The organism is Actinoplanes sp. TFC3 (assembly GCF_001553785.1).
GTDB lineage: Bacteria > Actinomycetota > Actinomycetes > Mycobacteriales > Micromonosporaceae > Actinoplanes.
On record NZ_LOJP01000001.1, the window covers coordinates 4,207,715 to 4,232,201 of the forward strand.

18 protein-coding genes are annotated in these 24,487 nt (G+C 69.7%); 11 read left to right on the plus strand and 7 right to left on the minus strand.

The features are described from left to right. Nucleotides 1–17 precede the first annotated feature (17 nt). Together TFC3_RS19010 and TFC3_RS19015 are read left to right on the plus strand one after the other, a co-directional pair. On the plus strand, nt 18–695 hold the full coding sequence (locus tag TFC3_RS19010; protein WP_153040296.1) for a general stress protein: 678 nt from the start codon (nt 18–20) through the stop codon (nt 693–695). Nucleotides 696–1,023: 328 nt separating this feature from the next. Next, the gene (locus TFC3_RS19015; RefSeq protein WP_153040297.1) at nt 1,024–4,563 is read left to right on the plus strand and encodes a chemotaxis protein CheB; all 3,540 of its coding nucleotides are present in this window, start codon (nt 1,024–1,026) and stop codon (nt 4,561–4,563) included. 80 nt (nt 4,564–4,643) lie between these two features. On the opposite strand, the gene TFC3_RS19020 is transcribed toward TFC3_RS19015, so the two are convergent. The 4 genes from TFC3_RS19020 to TFC3_RS19035 form a co-directional block, all read right to left on the minus strand. Next, a complete protein-coding gene (locus TFC3_RS19020) occupies nt 4,644–5,402 on the minus strand; it encodes an RNA polymerase sigma factor SigF (protein WP_067501622.1) in 759 nt (252 codons plus the stop codon). A gap of 114 nt (nt 5,403–5,516) precedes the next feature. Further along, nucleotides 5,517–7,967, minus strand: coding sequence for a bifunctional diguanylate cyclase/phosphodiesterase (locus TFC3_RS19025; protein WP_067501625.1), 2,451 nt, complete (start codon nt 7,965–7,967; stop codon nt 5,517–5,519). Next, nucleotides 7,958–8,137 (minus strand): hypothetical protein, encoded by a 180-nt coding sequence (locus tag TFC3_RS19030; protein WP_153040298.1) that lies wholly within the window; start codon nt 8,135–8,137, stop codon nt 7,958–7,960. Before TFC3_RS19030 ends, TFC3_RS19025 begins: the two co-directional genes overlap by 10 nt. A gap of 92 nt (nt 8,138–8,229) precedes the next feature. Next, entirely contained in the window at nt 8,230–9,249 is a 1,020-nt protein-coding gene (locus TFC3_RS19035; protein ID WP_067501631.1) for a medium chain dehydrogenase/reductase family protein, read from the minus strand. Between the two features lie 244 nt (nt 9,250–9,493). Here TFC3_RS19035 and ppgK point away from each other — a divergent pair, with 244 nt between their 5' ends. Together ppgK and TFC3_RS19045 are read left to right on the plus strand one after the other, a co-directional pair. After that, nucleotides 9,494–10,273, plus strand: a complete 780-nt coding sequence (gene ppgK / locus TFC3_RS19040; protein WP_067501635.1) for a polyphosphate--glucose phosphotransferase — start codon at nt 9,494–9,496, stop codon at nt 10,271–10,273. A gap of 3 nt (nt 10,274–10,276) precedes the next feature. After that, the gene (locus TFC3_RS19045; RefSeq protein ID WP_067501638.1) at nt 10,277–10,747 is read left to right on the plus strand and encodes a PPOX class F420-dependent oxidoreductase; all 471 of its coding nucleotides are present in this window, start codon (nt 10,277–10,279) and stop codon (nt 10,745–10,747) included. Nucleotides 10,748–10,771: 24 nt separating this feature from the next. On the opposite strand, the gene TFC3_RS19050 is transcribed toward TFC3_RS19045, so the two are convergent. Further along, nucleotides 10,772–11,320, minus strand: coding sequence for a hypothetical protein (locus TFC3_RS19050; protein ID WP_067501641.1), 549 nt, complete (start codon nt 11,318–11,320; stop codon nt 10,772–10,774). A 94-nt stretch (nt 11,321–11,414) separates the two neighbouring features. On the opposite strand from TFC3_RS19050, the gene TFC3_RS19055 reads away from it, so the two are divergent. From TFC3_RS19055 to glgB, 5 genes are all read left to right on the plus strand, one after another. Further along, nucleotides 11,415–12,224, plus strand: a complete 810-nt coding sequence (locus tag TFC3_RS19055; protein WP_067501644.1) for a spermidine synthase — start codon at nt 11,415–11,417, stop codon at nt 12,222–12,224. A 136-nt stretch (nt 12,225–12,360) separates the two neighbouring features. Further along, nucleotides 12,361–14,328 carry an alpha-1,4-glucan--maltose-1-phosphate maltosyltransferase gene (locus tag TFC3_RS19060; RefSeq protein ID WP_067507056.1) on the plus strand — a complete coding sequence of 656 codons (1,968 nt, stop codon included), beginning with the start codon at nt 12,361–12,363 and terminating at the stop codon, nt 14,326–14,328. A gap of 60 nt (nt 14,329–14,388) precedes the next feature. Next, nucleotides 14,389–16,164: a maltose alpha-D-glucosyltransferase gene (treS, locus tag TFC3_RS19065; protein ID WP_067501647.1), complete on the plus strand. Its 1,776-nt coding sequence runs from the start codon at nt 14,389–14,391 to the stop codon at nt 16,162–16,164. Continuing rightward, nucleotides 16,161–17,471: a maltokinase gene (locus tag TFC3_RS19070; protein ID WP_067501650.1), complete on the plus strand. Its 1,311-nt coding sequence runs from the start codon at nt 16,161–16,163 to the stop codon at nt 17,469–17,471. The genes treS and TFC3_RS19070 overlap by 4 nt, the downstream gene beginning before the upstream one ends. Nucleotides 17,472–17,501: 30 nt before the next feature. Then, nucleotides 17,502–19,664, plus strand: a complete 2,163-nt coding sequence (gene glgB / locus TFC3_RS19075; RefSeq protein ID WP_067501654.1) for a 1,4-alpha-glucan branching protein GlgB — start codon at nt 17,502–17,504, stop codon at nt 19,662–19,664. Nucleotides 19,665–19,810: 146 nt separating this feature from the next. Here glgB and TFC3_RS19080 read toward each other — a convergent pair whose 3' ends face one another. Then, the gene (locus TFC3_RS19080; protein WP_067501657.1) at nt 19,811–20,350 is read right to left on the minus strand and encodes a GNAT family N-acetyltransferase; all 540 of its coding nucleotides are present in this window, start codon (nt 20,348–20,350) and stop codon (nt 19,811–19,813) included. Next, complete coding sequence (locus TFC3_RS19085; protein ID WP_067501660.1) at nt 20,350–21,069, minus strand: PP2C family serine/threonine-protein phosphatase; 720 nt, start codon at nt 21,067–21,069, stop codon at nt 20,350–20,352. The genes TFC3_RS19080 and TFC3_RS19085 overlap by 1 nt, the downstream gene beginning before the upstream one ends. Before the next feature lie 64 nt (nt 21,070–21,133). On the opposite strand from TFC3_RS19085, the gene TFC3_RS19090 reads away from it, so the two are divergent. After that, a complete protein-coding gene (locus tag TFC3_RS19090; protein WP_236718420.1) occupies nt 21,134–22,087 on the plus strand; it encodes a LuxR family transcriptional regulator in 954 nt (317 codons plus the stop codon). 64 nt (nt 22,088–22,151) lie between these two features. Continuing rightward, nucleotides 22,152–24,487, plus strand: a 2,336-nt coding sequence (locus tag TFC3_RS19095) for a Tex family protein (RefSeq protein WP_067507059.1), incomplete at its 3' end; no start/stop codon positions are given.

Sequence of the window (24,487 nt, forward strand, 5' to 3'; positions counted from 1 at the left end):
CCCCTCAGGAGGCAGTCATGACTACTCCCGACAACATCCCTCCGGGCCCGGCCGGCGTTCCTGCTGTGCCGGGGGCCGGCGCTGTTCCTGGCTCGCCGGTTGGGTCCGATGGGTCGCTCGGCTCGGACGCTGCGCTCGGCTCGGACGCTGCTGTTGCTGCTGACGGCGCCGGCGCTTCGCTCGGCTCGGGCGCTTCGCTGGGCGCGGCGGGCTCGCCAGGCGTTGCCGGCGGCCTTTCCCAGGCCACCGTCACGGTCGGCAGCTATCCCGACTATGCACTCGCCCAGCAGGCTGTCGACTATCTGTCCGACAACAAGTTCCCCGTCGAGCGAACCGCGATCATCGGCACCGACCTGCGCCTGGTCGAGAACGTCCTCGGCCGCCTCACCGTAGCCCGCGCAGCCGGCGCCGGTGCAGCCAGCGGCGCCTGGTTCGGTCTGTTCATCGGCCTGTTCTTCGGCCTGTTCAGCAATTCCAACTGGTTCAACGTCATCTTCCTGGGCCTGCTGATCGGCGCCATCTGGGGCGCAGTCTTCGGCGCCATAGCCCACGCCACGACCGGCGGCCGCCGCGATTTCACCTCCCGAAGCTCCCTGCAAGCCGGCCAGTATGCAGTAATCGCCGAATCCGACGTAGCCGACGAAGCCCGAGCCCTCCTGACCCGCTTGAACTGGCGAGCCAGCGGAGCCGGCTGAGCCAGCCAGATCTCCATACGGGTGGCGTGTTCCCGAGTCCGGGGCGCGCCACCCTGTCGTTTGTCGCTGGATCACACTTACGACACCCGCTCCCCGCCAGAGCTTCCCATCTCCACCCGCACCCTCCTCCTGGCATTGACCCAGAGGTCATCCCGGCGACGTGAAAAGCGCCCGGGAAGCCAGCTCGTCGCGGAGCCCTCCGGCGACCCGGGTGTGTTGCGGTCGCAGACTCAGGTCCGCCAACCCGCGCACGTCTACCTGGTCATCTCCTTGTCCACGGTTCTTGGGGATTGGTGCTCCCTCGCGGGAGCGGGGCCGGAATCAAGCGGTGTCATCGACCGCGGTGCGCGGTATTTTAAGAGTTATGGCGGAGCCGCCGATGTCGCCGGGGAGCGCCGGGCAGGATGCGGAGGCGCGCGGCGTCGAGATCGTGGCGTTGGTGACGTCGGCGGGGGGCTTGGAGGCGGTGTCAGCTGTTCTGCGCGTCCTGCCGCGGGACTTTCCCGCCGCGATCGTCGTGACGCAGCACCTCGGGGGGCAGGGAAGTGCGCTGATCGAGATCCTCGCGCGGCGGATCGTGCTTCCCGTCGGGTGGGCGCGCGAGGGGGGCCGGGTCGAGCCGGGAACGGTGACGGTGTGCCCGCCGCGGTCAGTGCTCGAGGTGCTGCCCGACCGTACGTGTGCGCTGCGCTTGGTCGAGAGCGTAGTTGCCGATCGGCCGCTCGACGCGCTGCTGACGTCGGTCGGCGACAGCTTCGGCGCCGCCTCGCTCGCGGTGGTTCTGACCGGGATGGGACGCGACGGCGCCGCGGGGGTGGCCGCTGTTCGCGCAGCCGGCGGGTGTGTGATCGCGCAGAGCGAGGACAGCGCCGAACAGCCGTCGATGCCCCGCGCGGCGGTCGAGGCCGGGGTCGATCTGGTCCTGCCGTTGCAGCACATCGGTGCGGTCGTGGCCGACTTCGTGGGCGGGACGCCGTTACCGCGGGCGCCCGACGAGGTCGGCGCAATCCGGGCAACGTTCGGTGATGACGGCGAGGTCCCCGCCGCCGCGCAGGAAATCGACTGGTCCCGGCACCCGCTGGGGCCGGTGCGCAAATGGTCACCCGTGCTGCGCAGTGCGATTCGCCTTGCCGCGGCCTACCCCACGCCGTACACGGTCTTCTGGGGGAAGGACCTTTTCCACTTCCACAACGAGGCGGCTGCGCCGACGCACGGCGGCAGGCACCCGATGATCCTGGGACTGCCGGCCCGGGAGGCCTTCCCTGACCTCGGGGATCTGCTCGGCCTGTTGTCGCGAGCCGTGCGCGAGGGGCGGACCCTGCATTTCACCGAGATGCTCGTTCCCCTCGTGAGTGGTGCGAAGGTGCGGGAACGCTGGTTCGATTTCGTGCACGCCCCGATCCGGGATGTGGACGGGACGGTCGGCGGTGTCGCCAGCGTGTGGAGCGAGCGCACCGGGGAGGTCCTGGGACGTCGTCGGCTGCAGGCCCTGAACCGGCTGGCTGCGGCGCCCGCGGCGTCCGGGCGCCAGGAGGCGCTCATCGCGGCGCTGGACGTGATCGACCAAGCCGCCGACATCCCGTTCGCCGCCGCCTACCTCGCCGACGTCGCCGGTACCCGCGCCACGCTCGTCCAGGCCGTCGGGGTCTCGGCCGACAGCGCGGTAGCGCCCCGCGTCGTCGCGCTGGCTCCAAGTGCCCTGTGGCCGCTGCGGCAGGTCCTCGGCGCCAAGGAACAGGTGCTGGTGGAGGACCTTGAGGTGCGCTTGCGGGGTCACCTCGTGGGTCCCGAGCGGCTGCCACCCGAGGCGGCGGTGCTCCACCCGTTACGCGATGAGGCCGAGGACAAGGCCGTCGGCGTCCTCATCCTCGGCATGAGCCCGCGACTGCTGCTCGACGACCGCTACCGCGAGTTCCTGACAGCCGTCGGTGAAACTGTGTCGGGGAAGGTCGCCGAATCGCACGCACGGCACCGCGAACGGCAGCGGCTCGAACGGCTGGCCGAGCTCGACCGGGCCAAGACTGAGTTCTTCTCCAACGTGTCGCACGAGTTCCGTACGCCGTTGACGCTGATGCTGGGGCCGTTGGAGGAGCTGCTGCACGACGACGCGGGCCTGTCCGGCGAGACGAAGGCGGAGTTGGAGATGGTCGCTCGCAACGCGCAGCGGCTGATGCGGCTGGTCGGGACCATGCTCGATTTCTCCCAGATCGAAGCCGGGCGGCTGCGTGCCCGGTTCGCTCTCGTTGACTTGGCGGAGCGGACGCGCGAGATCGCAGCACAGTTCGACAGCGCGGCGTCCCGGGCCGGCCTGACCTTGCGGGTCGAGGTTGAGGAGCTGGCCGACCAGGTGTGGGTCGACGCGGATATGTGGGAGAAGATCGTCTCCAATCTGGTCTCCAATGCGCTCAAGTTCACGTTCGAGGGCGGGGTTGTGGTGACCTTGCGCGGGTTGCCCAAGCACGCCGAGCTCGTCGTCCGCGACTCCGGGGTCGGCATTCCGGCGGAGGATCTCCCGCACGTCTTCAAGCGGTTCCACCGGGCGCGCGGCACTCGTGCGCGCACGCAGGAGGGGGCGGGGATTGGGCTCGCCCTCGTCGACGAGCTCGTGCGCCGCCATCACGGCCGGGTCCGGGTCGCCAGCACCGTGGGCGAGGGGACCGCGTTCACGGTGTGGGTTCCCATGGGCCGGCGGCCGCAGCGGCTGGCGGACGCGCCGCAGAGCCCGGCTCGTTTGAAGGTCGCTGCTGCGATGGCAGATGAGGCCTCGCGGTGGGGTGATGCGCCCGAGGAGGAGCTGTTCGCTGCCGACGGCGCGGTCCGGCACGAGCTCGGTGGGTATGCGCCGGCTGCGCGGATCCTGCTCGTCGACGACAGCCAGGACATGCGGGAATACCTGGCGCGTGTGCTGGCGCCGCACTGGGACGTGGAGACGGCAGCGGACGGAGCACAAGCCCTCGCGCTCGCGCGCTGCGACCCGCCGGATCTCGTCCTCGCCGACGTGATGATGCCGGGCCTGGACGGCTTCGCGCTGTTGCGCGAGCTGCGCGGCGACCCGAAGCTGAGCGCGGTCCCCGTCGTGCTGGTAACCGCGCGGGCCGGCGAGGAGTCGGCGATTGAGGGCCTGCTGGCCGGCGCGGACGACTACATCGTCAAGCCGTTCTCGGCCCGCGCGCTCGTGGCACGCGTGGCCGGCCAGCTCGAGGTGGCACGCGCCCGTCGGCACGCAGCAGAGCTGAACGCGTTCCGGATTGGCCTCTCGGACGCGTTGCGCGCGCTCGACGATCCGCTCGAGATCCAGCGCACCGCGTGCCGGATGCTCGTCAAACAGCTGGGGGCGGATCGTGTCGGGTTCGTGGAGGCCGACCCGGCGAACGCCGAGATGCTCCAGACTGCGGTCCACGCCGGACGCGCCCTGGCACACCTGCCCGGGCGGGGGAAAATCGACGACTGGGGGCCGTTCGTACGGTCCATTCGCGACGGCGAGCGGCTCGTGGCCGCCGACACCCAGACCCACCCGGGTCTCGCCGCAGTGCGGGAGGCGCTCGCCGGCCTCGGGATCGGAGCGCAGCTCTTCTTTCCGCTTCAACGCGACGGCCGTGGCGTGGTCGCGCTTTCCGTCCAGCAGCAGGCGCCGCGGGCGTGGACCGCGGAGGAGGTCGCCCTGGCCGAGGAGGTCGCAGGGCGCACCTGGGCCGAGGTCGAGCAGGCGCGGGTGAGGGCGGAGTTGCGGCAGAGCGAGGCACGTCTCCGGGCCCTCGCAGAGGCGTCGCCGCTCGGCGTTGTGGTCACCGCACAGGACGAGGGATCTCCCCCTGCGCCAACCACGCCTCCCACACGCTCGTCGGCTGCGGCGGGGGCGCCCGCCTGACCGGTCGGCGTGTCACGCACAGTCGTGGTGAGCCACGAAGACCGAGCCACGAAGCCTCCCACAACCGCCAGCCGCAAACCTCAGAAATCAGCGAGCACCCCGCGCATCTTCTCCAGCGCCCGGCTCAGCAGCCGGCTGACGTGCATCTGCGAGATCCCCACCTGCTCGGCGATCTGCGACTGGGTCAGGTTGCCGTAGAAGCGCAGCGTCAGGATCTTCTGCTCACGCTCGTCCAGCAACGCCAGGGCCGGGACCAGAGCCACGCGGGTTTCGGCGAGTTCGAATTCGTAGTCCTCGCCGCCGAGGGTGTCGCCGAGTTCGGTGCTGCCGTCGGCGCTGACCGCCGTGGACAGGCTGGTGGCGTTGTAGGCGCGGGCGCCTTCGAGGCCTTCCAGGACGTCTTCCTCGGTGACGCCGAGGTGGACGGCGATGTCGGCCACCTGCGGGGAGCGGCCGAGGCTGTGGGTGAGGGTGGCGTTGGCCTCGGTGATGGCCAGGCGCAGCTCCTGCAGCCGGCGCGGCACGCGGACCGACCAGGTGCGGTCGCGGAAGTGGCGCTTGATCTCACCGATGATGGTGGGGATGGCGTAGCCGGCGAAGTCGACGCCGCGTTCGGGGTCGAACTTGTCGACGGCTTTGATCAGGCCGACGGTGGCGGTCTGCACCAGGTCGTCGGTGGGTTCGCCGCGGCCGGAGTAGCGGTGAGCGAGATGGCGGGCCAGCGGCAGCCAGGCCTCGATAGCCCGGTCGCGCAGTCTGGCCTTGCGGCGATCTCCCGCGGGTACGGCGGCCAAGTCGGCCAGCGCCGCGGTGGCCTTGTCAGAGGTGCTCAGGGTCATGAGAGGTGGTCCTCCATCAGCGGGCAGAGAGCCGTGCCCACAAGCGGCGACCGTTCACGTACCTCCACGCTAACCGCCCAGCAGCACCCCTGACTAGCCGGAAGACGGCCCTGACTAGCCAAAAGAGGGATCCAGACGCAACGCCAGCCACTCCGTCAACTCCTTGGACGCCAGCGGCCGGGACAACAGGAATCCCTGGACAAGATCACAGCCTTCGGCGGCAAGATACGCGTACGAATCCGCGTCCTCGACACCCTCGGCGACCACCCGCAGGTCCAGGGCGTGACCGAGTTGCACGGCGGAGCGGACCACGGCCTGGTCACGCTGGTCGACGGCCAGCCGGCGCACGAACGACTTGTCGATCTTCACCTCGTGGATCGGGAGTTCGCGCAGGCGCCCGAGCGACGAGTATCCGGTGCCGAAGTCGTCGATCGATAGTTGCACGCCCAGCGCGTGCAGCCGTTCCAGGGTGGCCATGCTGCCCGCGGGGTCGGCCAGGATCGTGCTTTCGGTGATTTCGAGCGTGAGGGCGTACGCGGGATTGCCGGTTTCCTGCAGCAGACGCGCCACCACCTCGGGCAGGTCCGCGTCGAGCAGGCTGTTGGGTGACAGGTTCACCGCGACGTGCAGGTCGTGCCCGGCGGCGGCCCAGTCGGCCCGTTGGCGCAGCGCGGTCTCGAGGATGTGCAGGGTCAACGGGCGGATCAGGCCGCTGTGCTCGGCGAGCGGGATGAACTCGTCGGGCGGAACCGGGCCACGCAGCGGGTGCGGCCAGCGGGCGAGCGCCTCGACGCCGACGACCCGGCCGGTGCGGGGGTCGGCTTTGGGCTGGTAAGCCACCACGAGCGCCCGTTGTTCGAGGGCTTCGCGCAGGTCGGCTACCAGGGCGAGGCGTTGCGGGGTGTGCGCGTCCAGGCCGGTGTCGTACAGCCGGGGGCCGCCGTGCTGCTTGGCGGCGTACATGGCCACGTCGGCGTGGCGGACCAGGGTCTGGGCGTCGGTGCCGTGGCGCGGTGAGACGGCCAAGCCGATGCTGGCCCGCGGGGCGCCGATGTGTGTGGAACGCTCGACCACCGCGGCGATCTCGGCGGCCGCGGACAGCGCCGCATCCAGAGTGCCCGCACCGGGCAGCAGCACCGCGAACTCGTCGCCGCCCAGCCGGGCCACCCGGCCGCGGTCGCCGACGTGCTCGTGCAGCAGCTCGCCGACCTGGCGCAGCAGCCCGTCGCCGGTCTCATGGCCGAGCGCGTCGTTGATCTCCTTGAACCGGACCAGGTCGAGCACCAGCACGCTCAGCTGCGGCGAGCCGGTCAGCGCGGCGTCGACCAACTCGTGGAAGTGCCGGCGGTTGGGCAGCCCGGACAGCGTGTCGTGCGAAGCCAGGTGCTGCTTCTCGGCGGCCTCGCGGCGCAGCCGGTCGACCAGCATGGCCCGGCCCAGCGCGGCGCCGGCGTGGTTGGCCAGAGCTTCGAACAGCCGCAGGCCGGCGGGGGTGAACCGGCCGGCGTCGGCCAGGCTGTCGGTGACCACGAGCGCGCCGGGCACCTCACCGAACTGCACCGGTACGGCCATGGCATCGCCGTACGGACCGGGTGGGCGCAGCACCGGCTCGCCCATCAGCGCCGGATGCAGCCACACGTCCTCCACCGCATCGCCGAGCACCACCTCGACACCACCGGGACCGGCCAGCCGGGTGTGGCGGAAGCGGACGTCACCGTCGCCGGCGGGGACGACCAGCTCGGCCACCCCGGCGCGCAGCGCGTCGCGGGTGCGGTCCAGTACCACGGCCACCAGGTCGTCGATGCCCCGGGCACCGTCGAGCGCACGGGTGAATCCGTACAGTTGCTCGACCTCGGACGTGCCGTTGTTCAGGGCAGCGTACGCGCGATAGCAGAGCACCAGGACGGCCGCGACGATGACGACCAGCGCCAGCGCCCAGCGCGCCTGCATGGCGGCCTGAAAACCGACGAGCGCGACCGTTGTGGTGGCCACCACCATCCACGAGCTGCGCAGCGCCGACGGCAGCCGCCGCCACTCCCCCGGGTCGTCATGCATCGCGATGACCGCGGTGACCAGCACGGCCGCCGTCACGTCGGCCGCGCCCATGGCGAGGTACGCGGCGATCCAGGCGCGCAGGCCGACGAAGCTGTCGGAGGTGCCGAGCGCGCCCGGGGCGATGAGGTGGAAGACGAGCACGCCGATGGCGGCCTGCACGGCCAGCAACCCGACGTTGAACGCCAGCTTCATGCCCCGCTGGCCGCGTTGCACGAACATGCCGGCCGCGCCGCTGATCGTGCGGACCACGATGACCAGTACCGGGTGGAAGGCGAGCAACCCGAACACCATCGGCAGCTCGGAGACGTTGACGCCGTGCGCGCCGCGGCGTACCCGCAGGTGCACGACGAAGCCCTCGGTGAAGTAGAACAGCATCGCGAGACCGGCAAGCCACCACACCCCGCCGGGTAATGCGGGCGCGGTGACACCGTCGGCGGCGAAGGACAAGGCCACGACCGCGGAGGTTGCCACCATCCCGCCGGTCAGCAGGGCCACCTTGGTTACTGCCATGGCTCTCCGGTCCAGCCGCCCGCCGGCCAGGCCTCGTCCTTGTCGAGCTTGGTGCCGCCGATGCCCTTGAGGATGCCCGGCAGCTTGTTCGTGCCCCCCTGATCCGGCCACCCGCCATGACGCCCCGGACCGGCAGCGGTCAGCGCAGCGGCGAGGCCTACCGGGAGCATCGGGCCCTCCTTCTCGGTCTGGAGACCGCCCCCATCGGCCGGATCCGGCGAACCTGAAGCGAAATCCACTACGGCGCCCGGAGCCAGACCCGCTATGGCGTGAGCACCACCTTGCCGGCCACGGTCCGCGACTCGGCCAGCCGCATCGCCTCGGCGGCACTGGTCAGCGGCAGTTCGGCGGCCACCGTGGCGCTCACCTGCCCCGCCGCCATCTTCTCAAGCACCGTACTCAGGTCGGTGCTGATCCGGGCGCGGAAGCGATCCTTGCGCCGCAGCCCGCCCCACAGGTTGAAGAAGTACGCGTGCCGCCCGTTGGGCAGCAAGTTCCACGCGTACACGCGAGCGAGCATCTTGAGGATCGGTAGCTGGCTGTTGCCGGTGGCGTCGCGGGTGGAGGCCGAGCCGTACGACACCAGTGTCCCGCCGCGGCGCACCAGTTTCCACGAGTCCACGATCGCCGGGCCGCCGACGTGGTCGAACACCGCGTCCACCCCGTCCGGGGCGAGGGCCCGCACCTGCGCCGGAACGTCCGCGCGATAGTCGACAGGGGTGACGCCGGCCGCGCGCAGGGTGTCGTGATGGCGCTGCGAGGCGGTGCCGATGACCTTCGCCCCGGCCAGCTGGGCCAGCTGCACCAGGATCGAGCCGACACCGCCGTTGGCGCCCAGCACCAGCACGGTTTGCCCGGCACGCACCCGGGCCAGGCGGTGCAGCATCTGCCAGGCGGTGATGCCGTTGACCACCACGGTCTCGGCCTGCACCGCGGACACCCCGTCGGGGACCGGCACCAAGTCGGCGGCGTCCAGCACGGTGTGCGTGCGCCACCCGCCGACCTTGGTCAGCGCGGCGACCCGGCGGCCGGCCAGCGCGGCGTCGGTGCCCGCTCCGGTGGCGGTGACCGTGCCAACCAGGTCGTAGCCGGGCACGAACGGGTACGGCGGCTGGTCGTAGTAGCGACCGCGACGCATCTGCTGCTCAGCGAATGACACCCCGGTTGCCTCCACCCGCACCAGCGCTTGTCCGGCCCCCGGCGCGGGGATGGCGCGGCGACGTACCTGCAGCTCCTCAGGCTCGGCAATCCCGGGCAGAACAATCTCGATCAGCGTCTCCATAGCACCGCTCCTTTGTGTTAGATGCTCTAACGCAAGTATGCAATGCTCTCCCCCACGGGGCAACCCTGCTGTCAGGTGGGACCCGGCTGACGCGATTCGATGGTGCATGTGCTGGGGTAAACAAGTTCGCAACACGGTTCGAGACGGAGTAACTGCATGACCGACCGCACCGGGCGGCACGACGCCGCCATGGGGCAGGACCTCGCAGGCGAGGGCCAGGAGGGCATGCGAAAGGAGACGGAGCATGGCCATCCTCGGCATTGACATCGGTGGTTCCGGGGTCAAGGGAGCACCGGTGGACACGGCGAACGGCGAGTTGCTCGCCGAGCGCTTCCGCGTGCCGACGCCCCAGCCGTCCGACGTGAGCAGCGTGGTGAAGGCGGTCGCCCAGGTGGCCGCCACCTTCGACGGCTACGACCGGGTCGGCGTGACGTTCCCCGGCGTGGTGATCGACGGGGTCACCAAGACCGCTGCGAACGTGGACAAGTCGTGGCTCGACGCGCCCGCGGCCCAACTGTTCACCGAGCGCCTGGGCAAGCCGGTGTCGGTGCTCAACGACGCCGTCGCGGCGGGTGTGGCGGAGATCGCGTTCGGCAACCACGATCAGCGTGGCCTCGTCATGATGCTGACCTTCGGCACCGGCATCGGCAGCGCGCTGTTCCTCGACGGCACCTTGATCCCGAACACCGAGTTCGGCCACGTCGAGCTGGACGGCAAGGACGCCGAGCTGCGCGCCTCCGACCGGGCTCGCGAGGAACACGACCTGAGCTGGGAGAAATGGGCCGGGCGGGTGCAGGACTACCTGCGCCACGTGGAGATGCTGCTGTCGCCGCGGCTGTTCATCATCGGCGGCGGGGTGAGCAAGAAGGCCGAGAAGTGGGTGCCGCTGCTCGACGTGAAGACGCCGATCACGGTGGCCACGCTGCTCAACAACGCGGGCATCATCGGCGCCGCGGTCACCGCCGAGCAGGCCCACGGTCACCCGGGCGCGATCCAGGTCGACGCCGCCGCGCAAGGGAGCTGACCCGTGCCCCGGTCCATTGCCACGAACAAAAAGGTCGACCGCGAGGAACTGCTGGATTTTGTACGTCCACGGCACCACGCGATCCTGATGACCAGCCGCCGCGACGGGCGTCCCCAGTCGTCACCGAACACCTGTGGAGTCGACGGGCAGGGCCGCATCGTCATCTCGACCTACCCCGAGCGGGCCAAGGTGGCCAACATCCGGCGCGACCCGCGGGTCAGCGTCTGCGTGTTGTCGCAGGAGTTCGGCGGCGCATGGGTGCAGGTCGACGGCGTGGCCGAGGTGCTGGACCTGCCCGAGGCCCTCGAGCCGCTGGTCGAGTACTTCCGGGTCATCTCCGGCGAGCATCCGAACTGGGACGAATACCGTCAGGCGATGCGCGAGCAGGGCAAGTCGCTGATCCGCGTGACGATCGAATCCTGGGGGCCGATCGCCACCGGCGGCTTCCCCGCCCGCCTGGCCGACGACGAGTAACGGCTCAGGGCAGCAGGCAAGAGCTCAGGGCAGCAGGTAGAGCAGGTCGTCGCGGTGCAGGCCGGCCACCGGTTCGAGCAGGTCGGGGTGGCGCAGCAGCACCGCGGCGGCACTGTCGCGCGGTTCCGGGGTGGTCAGCCGGCGGAACTCGCCCGGCAGGTCGGTGACGCGGCGGGGGCGGGTGCCCTGCGCCGGCTTGACCGGGGCCACCGCGGCCACCGCGTCGACCGCGCGCGCGGCGAGCAGCGGGTCGGCCAGCAGGCAGGCGGCCCAGCTGACCACAACCTCGTCGACCCAGGTCCGCCAGCCCTCGCCGTCGGCCAGGTCGTCGTCCGGTTCGCTGCCCATGCGCCAGTCGAGCTGGGCCGAACCGCCGGGGCCGGCCATCGCGACCAGCTCGGCGTCGACGGGGGTGGGATAGCGCAACCAGGCGGCCACGCTGATCGCCTGGCGGGCCTGCAACTCGTTGAGGGTGGCGGCGGCCGGGTCGGTGCCGGTGGACGGGTAGGCGCGCACCAGCCAGTGGGTGCTGGCCGCGATGACCGGTGACAGAGCGGTGGACGGACCGGCCATGAGGCTCCCCCGAGCAGACGTGCGCGTTCCCTGCTGGGGCGGCGTCACGCTACCTCTCGGCGGGCGCGGTGCGGGGTTGAGTAGCCTGCCCCGGATGGCAACGCAGGGCAACCGACGGGCAACGGTGTTCGCCCGCATCGCCTCGGGAACGGTCTCGCTGGAACCGGACCCCGGGCGCGCTCAGGGCTGGACGGTGTATGTCGACGGGGTGCCTCAGTCGTACGTCGATCTGGGCGATCCCGGGTATCTGGGCTTCGAGTACGTGCGCCGGATCGCCGCTGTGCTGCGGTTCTCGCGAGCTGCGGACGTACCGCTGAAGGTCTTGCATCTGGGTGGCGGTGGCCTGACGCTTCCCCGGTGGGTCGCCGCGACGCGACCCGGGTCGTCACAGACGGTGATCGAGCTGGACCCGCTGTTGCTGGCGGTGGTGGCGAAGCATTTGCCGTGGCCCGATGACATTGCTGCGCGAGTCGGCGATGCGCGCGAATTCACGGACAATGCCGAGCCGTGCAGTTATGACGCAATCGTTGCTGACGTGTTTCAAGGCGCGGCCATGCCGGCAAGTGTGGCGGGAACGACATTCGCGTCAGCGGCGGCTCGGCTGCTGCGTCCCGGCGGGATGCTGGCGATGAATCTGACCGATGTCCCACCGCTTTCCTACTCGCGCATCCAGGCGGCCACGCTGCGCTCCGCTTTCGGCGACGTTGCCCTGCTCGCGGCACCTGCACTGCTGCGCGGGCGCAAGGCCGGCAATGTGGTTCTCGCGGCCGCCGCGCAAGTAGGTGAGCTACCCGTTGCGAAGATTGCCGCGGCGCTGGCGCGTGACCCCGATCCGGCCAAGGTGTGGCACGGCGCGGACCTGACCGGTTTTCTCGGTGGCGCGAGGGCGCGCCTGGACGGGTGAGCGCCAACGCTCTCCGGTAGGTTGTCAGGCACCGGGTGCTGGGCCGTTTCAGTCGCTCCAATGCGGAGAAAAATGACTGTGGACGGCTGCTGCTTTCTGCCCGTCTTACCCCCGCCTCCTCACTACGGTGGAGATCATGACCGGTCGCTTCCCCATCGAAGACGTGACGCCGTCCGTTTCTTGCGGCCGTTACCCCGCGAAAGCGGTCGTCGGCGAGCTCGTGCCGATCTCAGCGGTGTCCTACCGCGAAGGTCACCACGCGCTCGGCGTGAACGTGGTATGGCAGGGACCCGGGGGTGAGGCCGAGCCGTTCACCCGCCTCGAACCGGGCGAACCCGGCCTGGACCAGTGGCACGGCGTGATCAAGCCGGACCGGGTGGGCCGCTGGACGTTCACCATCGAGGCGTTCGACGACCCGTACCAGACCTGGCGCAACGCGGTCACGAAGAAGATCGCCGCCGGTCAGGGCGTCGAGGACCTGGCCAACGACCTGGCCGAGGGCGCCGACGTGCTGGACCTGGCCGCCAAGGTCGTGCCCAGCGAGCACGAGGAGCACGTGCGCGAGGCCGCCGCGTCGCTGCGCGATGAGAACCGTTCGCTGTTCACCCGCGTCGCCGCCGCACTCGACTTGCAGGAGCTGCTCTGGCAGCACCCGGTGCGCCAACTGGAGACCACCACCCGCTCGTACGCGATCTGGGTCGACCGGCAGCGTGCGCTCTACTCGTCCTGGTACGAGTTCTTCCCGCGCTCCGAGGGCGCCGAGATCGGCCCCGAAGCCACGCCGATCAAGCACGGCACCTTCGCCACCGCCGCGCAGCGCATCCCGGCCGTGGCCGCGATGGGCTTCGACGTGCTCTACCTGCCGCCGATCCACCCCATCGGCCGGATCAACCGCAAGGGCCGCAACAACACCCTCACCCCCCGCCCCTGCGACGTCGGCTCGCCATGGGCCATCGGCGCCGAGGAAGGCGGCCACGACGCCGTCCACCCCGAGCTGGGCACCCTTGAGGACTTCCGGTCGTTCATCCGGACCGCGAACGAGCACGGCCTCGAGATCGCGATGGACCTCGCGCTGCAGGCCGCGCCGGATCACCCGTGGGTCAGGCAGCACCCCGAGTGGTTCACCACCCGCGCCGACGGCACCATCGCCTACGCGGAGAACCCGCCCAAGAAGTACCAGGACATCTACCCGATCAACTGGGACAACGACTACCACGGTCTGCGCGAGGAAGTGCTGCGCATCGTGCTGCACTGGGTCGAGCAGGGCGTGAAGATCTTCCGGGTGGACAACCCGCACACCAAGGCGCTGCACTTCTGGCAGTGGTGCATCGCCAAGGTCAAGGCGGTCGACCCCGAGGTGCTGTTCCTGGCCGAGGCGTTCACCCGCCCGGCGATGATGAACGGCCTGGGTCGCGTCGGGTTCACGCAGTCCTACACGTACTTCACCTGGCGTACCACGGCGTGGGAGATGCGCGAGTACGTCGAGCAGCTCAAGGCCTCGATCGACTGGATGCGCCCGAACTTCTGGCCCAACACCCCCGACATCCTGCACGAGTCGCTGCAGCACGGCGGCCCGCCGATGTTCAAGATCCGCACCGTGCTGGCAAGCATGCTTTCGCCGTCCTGGGGCATGTATGCGGGACTCGAGCTTTTTGAACACGTGGCCCGTCCCGGTGCGGAAGAATACATCGACAACGAGAAGTTCGAGCTCAAGCCGCGCGACTGGGCCGCAGCGGAGCGGACCGGCCGGTCGCTGGCGCCGTACATCTCCCGCCTCAACCGGACCCGGCGGGAGAATCCTGCGCTGCACTGGCTGCGCAACACCGAGTTCCACGAGATCGACAACGGCGAGCTGCTGTGCTGGTCGAAGCGCGATCCGGAGACGGGCAACACCGTCATCGTGATCTGCTCGTTCGACTCGCAGAATGTGCAATGGGGCAACACCACCCTCGACATGCCGCTCCTGGGGATGGACTGGCACGAGCGCTTCGAGGTGGTCGACCAGATCACCGGGGCGACGTACGAGTGGGGTCAGCACAACGCCGTCCGGATCGACCCGTATGTCGAGCCGGCGCACATCTTCGTGGTGCGTCCGCGCAACTAGGGGATGCCCCTGGGCGTGTACGCGATTCAGTTCCTGCGGGGTGGGGTAGGTGAACGTCTGATGGACCTGAACAGCGAACTCGACGCAAGTGTCGAGCACGATCCCGCGGAGGGCAGCCACGTCGAGGACGGCGTGGTCGAGCACCCGAATGTCGATGACTTCGGGCACGCTCGCACGCTGCCGGCCGACCGTACGTGGTTCAAGCGCGCCGTCTTCTACGAAGTGCTGGTGCGCGCGTTCTACGACTCGAGTTCCGATGGCTCCGGCGATCTGCGCGGGCTGATCGAGCGGCTCGACTACCTGCAGTGGCTCGGCGTGGACTGCCTCTGGCTGCCGCCGTTCTACGATTCGCCGCTGCGCGACGGTGGGTACGACATCCGCGACTTCTACCGGGTGCTGCCGGAGTTCGGCACGGTGGACGACTTCGTGGCGCTGCTCGACGCGGCCCACAAGCGCGGTATCCGGGTCATTACCGACCTGGTCATGAACCACACGTCGGACTCGCACTCGTGGTTCCAGGAGTCGCGGCGCGATCCCGATGGCCCGTACGGCGACTACTACGTGTGGAGCGACTCCTCGGAGCTGTATTCCGACGCGCGGGTCATCTTCGTCGACACCGAGGAGTCGAACTGGACGTTCGACCCGGTGCGCCGGCAGTTCTACTGGCACCGGTTCTTCAGCCACCAGCCGGACCTGAACTACGACAACCCGGCCGTGCAAGAGGCGATGATCGACGTCCTGCGCTTCTGGCTGGGCCTGGGCATCGACGGCTTCCGGCTCGACGCGGTGCCGTACCTGTTCGAGCGCGAGGGCACCAACTGCGAGAACCTGCCCGAGACGCACGAGTTCCTCAAGCACTGCCGCAAGGTCATCGACGACGAGTTCCCCGGCCGGGTGCTGCTCGCCGAGGCCAACCAGTGGCCCGCCGACGTGGTCGAGTACTTCGGTGACGCCGACTCCGGCGGCGACGAGTGTCACATGGCGTTCCACTTCCCGCTCATGCCGCGCATCTTCATGGCGGTGCGGCGCGAGTCGCGCTTCCCCATCTCCGAGATCCTGGCCCAGACCCCGGCGATCCCGGACATGGCGCAGTGGGGCATCTTCCTGCGCAACCACGACGAGCTCACGCTTGAGATGGTGACCGACGAAGAGCGCGACTACATGTACTCCGAGTACGCCAAGGACCCGCGGATGAAGGCCAACGTCGGCATCCGCCGCCGGCTGGCCCCGCTGCTGGAGAACGACCGCAACCAGATCGAGCTGTTCACCGCGCTGCTGCTGTCGCTGCCCGGTTCGCCGGTGCTCTACTACGGCGACGAGATCGGCATGGGCGACAACATCTGGCTCGGTGACCGCGACGGGGTACGCACCCCGATGCAGTGGACGCCCGACCGCAACGCGGGCTTCTCCACCGCCCATCCCGGACGGCTCTACCTTCCGGCCAACCAGGACCCGATCTACGGCTACCAGTCCGTGAACGTCGAGGCCCAGCGCGACAGCTCCACCTCGCTGCTCAACTGGACCCGCACGATGCTGGCCGTCCGGCGCCGCCACGACGCGTTCGCCACCGGCACGTTCCGCGAGCTGGGCGGGTCCAACCCGTCGGTGCTCGCGTACCTGCGCGAGGACGGGGACGACGTGGTGCTCTGCGTCAACAACCTCTCGCGCTTCCCCCAGCCCATCGAGCTGAACCTGCAGCACTGGAACGGCTACACCCCGGTCGAACTGACCGGCCACGTGAACTTCCCGCGCATCGGCCAGCTGCCGTACCTGCTGACCCTGCCCGGCCATGGGTTCTACTGGTTCCAGCTCTGCGGGTCCGAGGAGAAGCAATGACGCTGCCGTACGCTGAATGGCTCCCCCAGCAACGCTGGTACGCGGGCAAGAGCCGCACCCTGGAGTCGGCCACGCCCGCCACGTGCACGCAGCTGCGCGACGACCTCGACCTGGTGCTGGTCGACGCGGTCTACACCGATGGCAGCTCCGAGCGCTACCAGATCCTGGTCGCCTGGAACGATGGGCCGATCTCGGAGTACAGCACCGTGGCCACCATCGGCACGGACAACGACCGCACCGGCTACGACGCGCTGTACGACGTCGAGAAGGCCCGGGACCTGCTGCGCCTGCTCGACACCTCGGCCACCGCGGGTGACGTGGTGTTCACCAAGGAACCGGACGTCGAGCTGCCGATCAACACCGCGCCACGGGTGTTCGACTCCGAGCAGAGCAACACCAGCGTGATCTTCGAGCAGGAGGCCATCCTCAAGGTCTTCCGCCGCGTCGACTGCGGGATCAACCCCGACATCGAGCTCAACCGGGCGCTCGGGCGCGCCGGCAACCCGCACGTGGCCCGGCTGCTCGGCTCGTTCGAGATCTCCACCGAGACCGGCCCGTGCCCGCTGGGCATGGTCACCGCGTACGCGGCCAACTCCGCCGAGGGCTGGGCGATGGCCACCGCCAGCGCCCGCGACCTGTTCGCCGACGCCGAACTGCGCGCCGACGAGGTGGGCGGGGACTTCGCCGGCGAGTCCTACCGGCTCGGCGAGGCCGTGGCCTCGGTGCACAAGAGCCTGGCCGAGGAACTGGGCAGCGGCCCGTCGCCGTTCCCGGTCGACGCGGTGGTGGCCCGGCTGACCTCGGCGGCGGCGACCGTGCCGGAGTTGCACGACGCGGTGCCCACCATCGAGCAGCGCTTCCGCAAGCTGACCGGCGAGCAGGTGACCGTCCAGCGGGTGCACGGTGACCTGCACCTGGGTCAGGTGCTGCGCACCCCCGAGGCGTGGCTGCTCATCGACTTCGAAGGCGAGCCCGGCCAGCCCCTGGAGGAGCGCCGGCTGCCGGACTCCCCGCTGCGCGACGTGGCCGGTGTGCTGCGCAGCTACGAGTACGCGGCCTACCAGCTGGTGGTCGACCAGGACGACGACGAGCACCTGTCGGCCCGCGCCCGCGAATGGGTGGACCGCAACCGTGCCGCGTTCTGCGACGGCTATGCGGCCGCGTCCGGCGTCGACCCGCGCGAGCAGGGTGCGTTGCTGGCCGCGTACGAACTGGACAAGGCGGTTTACGAGGCCGCGTACGAAGCCCGGCACCGCCCCGGCTGGCTGCGCATCCCGCTGCGCTCCATCGCGCGGCTGGTCGGCTAGTCAACAGACGCAACCCCGGAGGAACAACCGATGATCGGACAGACCGAGTCCACGCCATCCGCGGCCGGGGACCAGCGCGCACTCACCGCCGTCATCTCCGGTGACACCCACGACCCGCACGGGCTGCTGGGCGCGCACCCGACCGGCAAGGACCGCACCGTCATCCGCACCATGCGCAAGGGTGCCAAGACGGCGGCGGTCGTCGTGGGCGACGAGCGCACCGAGATGGAGCAGGTCCACCCCGACGGCATCTTCGCCGTGGAGCTGCCCGGCACCGTGCTCGACTACCGCGTGGACGTCGACGGCACCGTGTGCGACGACCCGTACCGGCACCTGCCCACGCTGGGCGAGCTGGACCTGCACCTGATCGGTGAGGGCCGGCACGAGAAGCTGTGGACGGTGCTCGGGGCGCACCCGCGCGGCAACGGCGTGGCGTTCGCGGTGTGGGCGCCCGGTGCCCGCGGCGTGCAGATCCTCGGCGACTTCACCGGCTGGGGGCCATTCGACGGCTGGCCCATGCGCTCGCTGGGCAGCAGCGGCGTCTGGGAGCTGTACGTACCCGGCGCGGCGGCCGGCGCCAAGTACAAGTTCAAGATCCTCGGCCGCGACGGCGTGTGGCGGGAGAAGGCCGACCCGCTGGCCCAGCACACCGAGGTGCCGCCGGCCACCGCGTCGGTGGTGTACGAGTCGTCGTACGAGTGGCAGGACGGCGACTGGCTCGCCCAGCGCGCCACCAAGGCCTGGCACCAGGAGCTGATGAGCGCGTACGAGGTGCACCTCGGCTCGTGGCGTCCCGGGCTGTCCTACACCGAGCTTGCCGAACAACTGGTCGGGTACGTCCTCGAAACCGGCTTCACCCACGTCGAGCTGATGCCGGTGATGGAGCACCCGTTCGGCGGCTCCTGGGGCTATCAGGTCACCGGCTACTTCGCCCCCACCTCGCGCTTCGGCTCGCCCGACGAGTTCCGCTACCTGGTCGACAAGCTGCACCAGGCCGGGATCGGCGTGATCCTGGACTGGGTGCCCGCCCACTTCCCCAAGGACGAATGGGCCCTCGCCCGCTTCGACGGCACCCCGCTGTACGAGCACGGCGACTGGCGCCGCGGCGAGCAGCCCGACTGGGGTACGTACGTCTTCGATTTCGGTCGTAAAGAGGTTCGCAACTTCCTGGTCGCCAACGCGCTGTACTGGTGCGAGGAGTTCCACGCCGACGGCCTGCGGGTGGACGCCGTGGCCTCGATGCTCTACCTGGACTACTCGCGCAAGGAAGGCGAGTGGGCACCCAACCAGTACGGCGGCCGCGAGAACCTCGAGGCGATCAGCTTCCTGCAGGAGATGAACGCCACCGTCTACCGCACCAACCCGGGCGTGGTGACCATCGCCGAGGAATCCACCGCGTGGCCCGGCGTCACCCGGCCCACCCACCTCGGCGGGCTCGGCTTCGGCTTCAAGTGGAACATGGGCTGGATGAACGACACCCTCTCCTACATGGAGAAGGAGTCCATCTACCGCCAGTGGCATCACCACCAGATGACCTTCGCCACGGTGTACGCCTGGAGCGAGAACTACATCCTGCCGATCAGTCACGACGAAGTGGTGCACGGCAAGGGCTCGCTGACCGGCAAGATGCCCGGCGACCGCTGGCAGAAGCTGGCCAGCACCCGGGCCCTGCTCGGCTTCATGTGGGCCTTCACCGGCAAGCAACTGCTGTTCATGGGCGCCGAAATGGGCGACGAGCAGGAGTGGAGCGAGTCCCGCGGGCTCAACTGGGACCTGCTGGCCAACGAGCAGGAAGGCGGCGGCCTGCACACCCTGGTCAAGGACCTGAACCGCGTCTACCGCGAAACGCCGGCCATCTGGACCCAGGACACCGAGGCCAGCGGCTTCCGCTGGATCACCTCGGAGGACTCCCAGCACAACGCGTTCTCGTTCCTGCGCTTCGCCCCCAACGGCGACGCCTTCGCCTGCATCGTCAACTTCGCGGCGGTCCCCCACGAGAACTACCGCATCGGGCTGCCCCGGGCCGGGGTCTGGCGGGAGGTCGTCAACACCGACAGCACCATCTATGGCGGCTCGGGCGTGGGCAACCTTGGTGAGGTGCACGCCGAGGACCTGCCGTGGCACGGGTTGAACGCCTCGGCGTCGTTGCGGGTGCCGCCGCTGGGCGCTGTTTGGTTGCGCTACGAGAGCTGATTCAGCTCGCGGGAGGGGCCGGGGTGGTACACGCTCCGGCCTCTCTTCGCTCTATCACGGAGGACGGATGGTCCTCGCCTTCCGGCACCGTGGAATGGATGGTCAACATCGGGGCGCCGCAAGCTTGACGGGAGAATGAGCCGACGCTATGAGCGGCTCAGCCACTCCGCGGCGAGCAGTCCGTACAGCAGGTCGTCCGTCCATTCGTGTTTGATCCAGGTGTGCTCGCGCCGCAACCCTTCACGGGTGAAGCCGACGCGTTCGAGCAGTCGCGCCGACCGTACGTTGCGGGCGTCGCATTCGGCCGACACCTTGTGCAGGCCCTGGATCGTGAACAGGTGGTTGAGTACCGCCCGCACCGCCTCGGTGGCGTAGCCGTGCCCCTGCTGCCCGGGCGCCAGCGTGTACCCGATCTCGGCCTGTTTGAGGTTGTCGGCCAGGTTCACGCCGACGTCGCCGATCAGCGTGCGCGAGGCCGCGTGCTCGACCGCCCACTGGAACCAGCCGGGCATGCCGGGGTCCGCGGCGATCATGGTCTGCACCGAATACCGGGCCTTGTCCAGCGAGTAGGGCGACGACCACGACTGGTAGCGGGCCACGCCGGGATCCGACCGGTACGCCGCCAGCGCCGCCACATCCTCGGTGCGGAAGCGGCGCAGCACCAGGCGGTCGGTCTGCAGGACCACTACTCGTCCTCGACGTCCGCCACGATCACCGTGACATTGTCCGGCGCTCCGGCTTCCAGCGTGCGGGCGATCAGTTCAGCGGCACAAACCTGGCGATCCGGGTACGACCGCAGCGTCGCCGCGATCACCTCGTCCTCCACGTAGTCGCTCAACCCGTCGCTGCACAGCAGGAAACGGTCCCCCGCCTTGACCGGCACCATCCGCCCCGCGGGCCGGAAGGGTCCGCCCTGCACGGCCTGGGTCACCAACGCCCGCTGGGGATGCCGGCGCGCGTCGTCCGGGCTCAGCACGCCCTGATCGACGAGCGCCTGGACGTACGTGTCGTCGCGGGTGATCTGGGTCAGCACGCCGTCACGCACCAGATAGCAGCGCGAGTCCCCCACGTTCAGGGCGGCAGCGCGGTCCCCGGCCAGCATCAGCGACGTCACGGTCGTGCCCATGCCGTCGCGCGCGTCGTCGTCCTTGACCGCGGCCTCGATGCGCTCGTTGGCAGTGCCCAGCGCCGCGATCAGGTCCTGCAGCGGCTCGCCGGTGTCCGGCATGTCATCGACCACGGCCACCGCGGTCACCAGGATCTCGCTGGCCAGCTCGCCGGCGGGCAGCCCGCCCATGCCGTCGGCAACGACCAGCAGCCTGCTGCCCACGAAGACCGCGTCCTCGTTGTTGGAGCGGACCAGTCCCTGGTCGGAGGCGGCAACCGCACGTAGCACCAAGCTCATGTCACCAGCCTGCCAAAGGCCGCGAGCCGTGTCTGTAGTACCTACTACGTAGTCTGGGGGCGTGATGCCGGTGCCGATGGTCGGTCGTGAGGACGCCCTGCAGGAGTTGCGCCACGCCTGGGAGCGGGCGCAGGCCCTCGGCCGGTGTGTGCCAGCGGTGATCACCGGGCTGCCGGGGACCGGGAAGAGCCGGCTCGCCGCGGCCGCAGTGCAGGCCACGGCCCCCGAGGTGACGCTGTCCGGCTCGGCGAGGCTGCATTCTCCGGCTCCTTATGACTGGCTTGCCGCGGTGCTGGCCGGGTGCGGTCCGCGTCCGCAGCTCCCGGTGCCGCCCCAGGCGCTCGCGTGGCTCGCCCAGGATCCCGATGTCCCCCGGGAGCGTTACACGCCGGACGCACTGCTGCGCCTGGCCGTGACCACGGTTCGCGCCCTCGCAGGCGGCCGTCCGAGCGTACTCATGGTGGAGGATCTCCATGCTCTCGACCCCGCCAGCCTGAACCTGATCGCCGAACTCGCCGGGGCCGAGATGCCCGCGCTGCTGCTGGTGACCTCGCGCCCACCCGACGAAGCGGTCAATCCCCAGCTCACCGTGCGCACCCTCGAACGTCTCGCGGGGGTCGCGGGAGCCGCGCGCTGCCACCTCAACGCCCTCACCGCCGCACAGACAGGACAAATACTGCTTCACGTGTACGGACAAAGCGCTCTCGCCGATGCGACCTGGCGTCACACGGGTGGCAATCCGTATCGGCTGACCGAGGTACTCGCGGTCGCCGGTGGGCTCGACGGCCTGGCGCAGGCGGTGCGCGCCCCGGCCGAGTTGACCGCCCGGGAACGCGAGGTGCTCGGCTGCCTCGCCGAGGGCATGCCCAACAAGCAGATCGCCAAAGTACTGGGCATTTCGGTGCGAACGGTGACGGTGCACGTGTCCAATCTGCTGCGTAAAACGGGGGCTTCTTCTCGTACCGAAGCAGCTCTTCAAGCCGTGCAAACGACCTCCCTGGCCCGCCCTGGCGGGTGATCATCTTCGCCTCGGGCGCGGGGCGGCGAGACAAGGGGCGGAGGCCACGGGCAGAATCGGGGCCGTGACGACAGCCATCCATCAGCGCATTGCCCAGGAACTCGGGGTCCGTGAAGGCCAGGTGAGCGCTGCGGTCGAGTTGCTCGACGGCGGGGCGACCGTGCCGTTCATCGCCCGCTACCGCAAGGAGGTCACCGGCACCCTCGACGACCAGCAGCTACGCGTCCTGGAGGAGCGGCTCGGCTACCTGCGGGAGCTGGAGGAGCGCCGCACGGCGGTGCTCGAGAGCATCCGCACCCAGGGCAAACTCGACGAGGCGCTCGAAGCACAGATCATGGCCGCGGAGTCCAAGGCCCGCCTCGAGGACATCTACCTGCCGTTCAAGCCCAAGCGCCGCACCCGCGCGCAGATCGCCCGCGAGGCCGGCCTTGAGCCGCTGGCCGATCTGTTGCTCGGTGACCCGGCGCGCGACCCCCGTACCGAAGCAGCCGCTTTTGCCGACGCCGAGAAGGGTGTCGCCGATGCGGCAGCGGCCCTCGACGGTGCTCGCGCGATCCTCATCGAACGCTTCGCTGAGGACGCCGACCTGATCGGGACCTTGCGGGAACGCATGTGGACCAGGGGCCGGCTGGTCGCCAAGGTCCGCGAGGGCAAGGAATCCGACGGCGCCAAGTTCGCCGACTACTTCGACTTCGCCGAGCCGTACACGAAGTTGCCCTCGCACCGCATCCTCGCCATGTTCCGCGGCGAGAAGGAAGAGGTCCTCGACCTCACGATGGAGCCGACCGCCGACGAAGCGGACGCCCCGTCGTTCGAAGCCGCGATCGCCGGTCGCAACGGCATCACCGACCAGGGCCGCGCGGGTGACCGCTGGCTGGCCGACACCGTACGCTGGGCGTGGCGCACCCGCATTCTGATCCATCTGGGCGCCGACCTGCGGGTCCGGCTGTGGCAGGCCGCCGAGGAGGAAGCCGTGCGGGTGTTCGCGGCCAACCTGCGCGACCTGCTGCTTGCCGCGCCCGCCGGCACGCGCACCACCATGGGTCTGGACCCCGGATTCCGTACGGGGGTCAAGGTTGCCGTCGTCGACTCGACCGGCAAATGCGTGGCCACCTCGACCATCTACCCGCACGTGCCGCAGAACAAGTGGGACGCCTCGATCCACACGCTGGCGCAGCTGGCCCAGCAGCACAACGTGGACCTCATCGCGATCGGCAACGGCACCGCCTCGCGCGAGACCGACAAGCTCGCCGCCGACCTGATCAAGCGGCACCCCGAACTCAACCTCACCAAGGTCATGGTCTCCGAAGCCGGCGCGTCGGTTTACTCGGCCTCCGCGTACGCCTCGCAGGAGCTGCCCGGCATGGACGTGTCCCTGCGCGGCGCGGTGTCCATCGCCCGGCGCCTGCAGGACCCCCTGGCCGAGCTGGTGAAGATCGACCCTCGCTCGATCGGCGTGGGGCAGTACCAGCACGACCTGTCCGAGATCAAACTCTCCAAGTCGCTGGACGCCGTGGTCGAGGACTGTGTGAACGCGGTTGGCGTCGACGTCAACACCGCGTCCGCTCCCCTGCTGACCCGGGTGTCCGGCATCGGCGCGGGCCTGGCGGAGAATATCGTCCTGCACCGCGACGCCAACGGCCCGTTCAAGAGCCGCTCGGCGATCAAGAAGGTGGCCCGCCTCGGCCCCAAGGCGTTCGAGCAGTGTGCCGGCTTCCTGCGCATCCCCGACGGCGATGACCCCTTGGATGCCTCCAGCGTGCACCCCGAGTCGTACCCGGTGGTCAGGACCATCCTGTCCACAGCCGGAACCGACCTCAAAACCGCAATGGGCAACGGCCCGATCCTGCGCGCCCTGCGCCCCGAACAGTTCGTCACCGACGCCGTCGGCCTGCCCACCATCACTGACATCCTCAAAGAGCTCGAGAAGCCAGGCCGCGACCCGCGCCCGGCATTCACCACAGCCACCTTCGCCGAGGGCGTTGAAAAGATCGCCGACCTCCAGCCGGGCATGGTCCTCGAAGGCGTGGTCACGAACGTGGCCGCCTTCGGGGCGTTCGTGGACGTTGGCGTGCACCAGGACGGGCTGGTGCACGTGTCGGCGCTGTCCAACAAGTACGTGAGCGACCCCCGGGAAGTGGTCAAGTCGGGGGACGTGGTGAAGGTCCGGGTTGTCGAGGTGGACGAGGCGCGCAAGCGGATCTCGTTGACCATGCGGCTGACGGATGAGCCTCGGGGTGGGGGTGCTCGTGACGATTCCCGCGGTGGGGGGTCGCAGCGTGGCGGCGGTTCCCAGCGGGGCGGCGGCTCTTCCGGCGGCGGCGGTTCCCAGGGCGGGCGCGATGGGCAGCGCGATAAGCAGCCTCGGCAGCGCGAGGGACAGCCTCGGCAGGGCGGGGG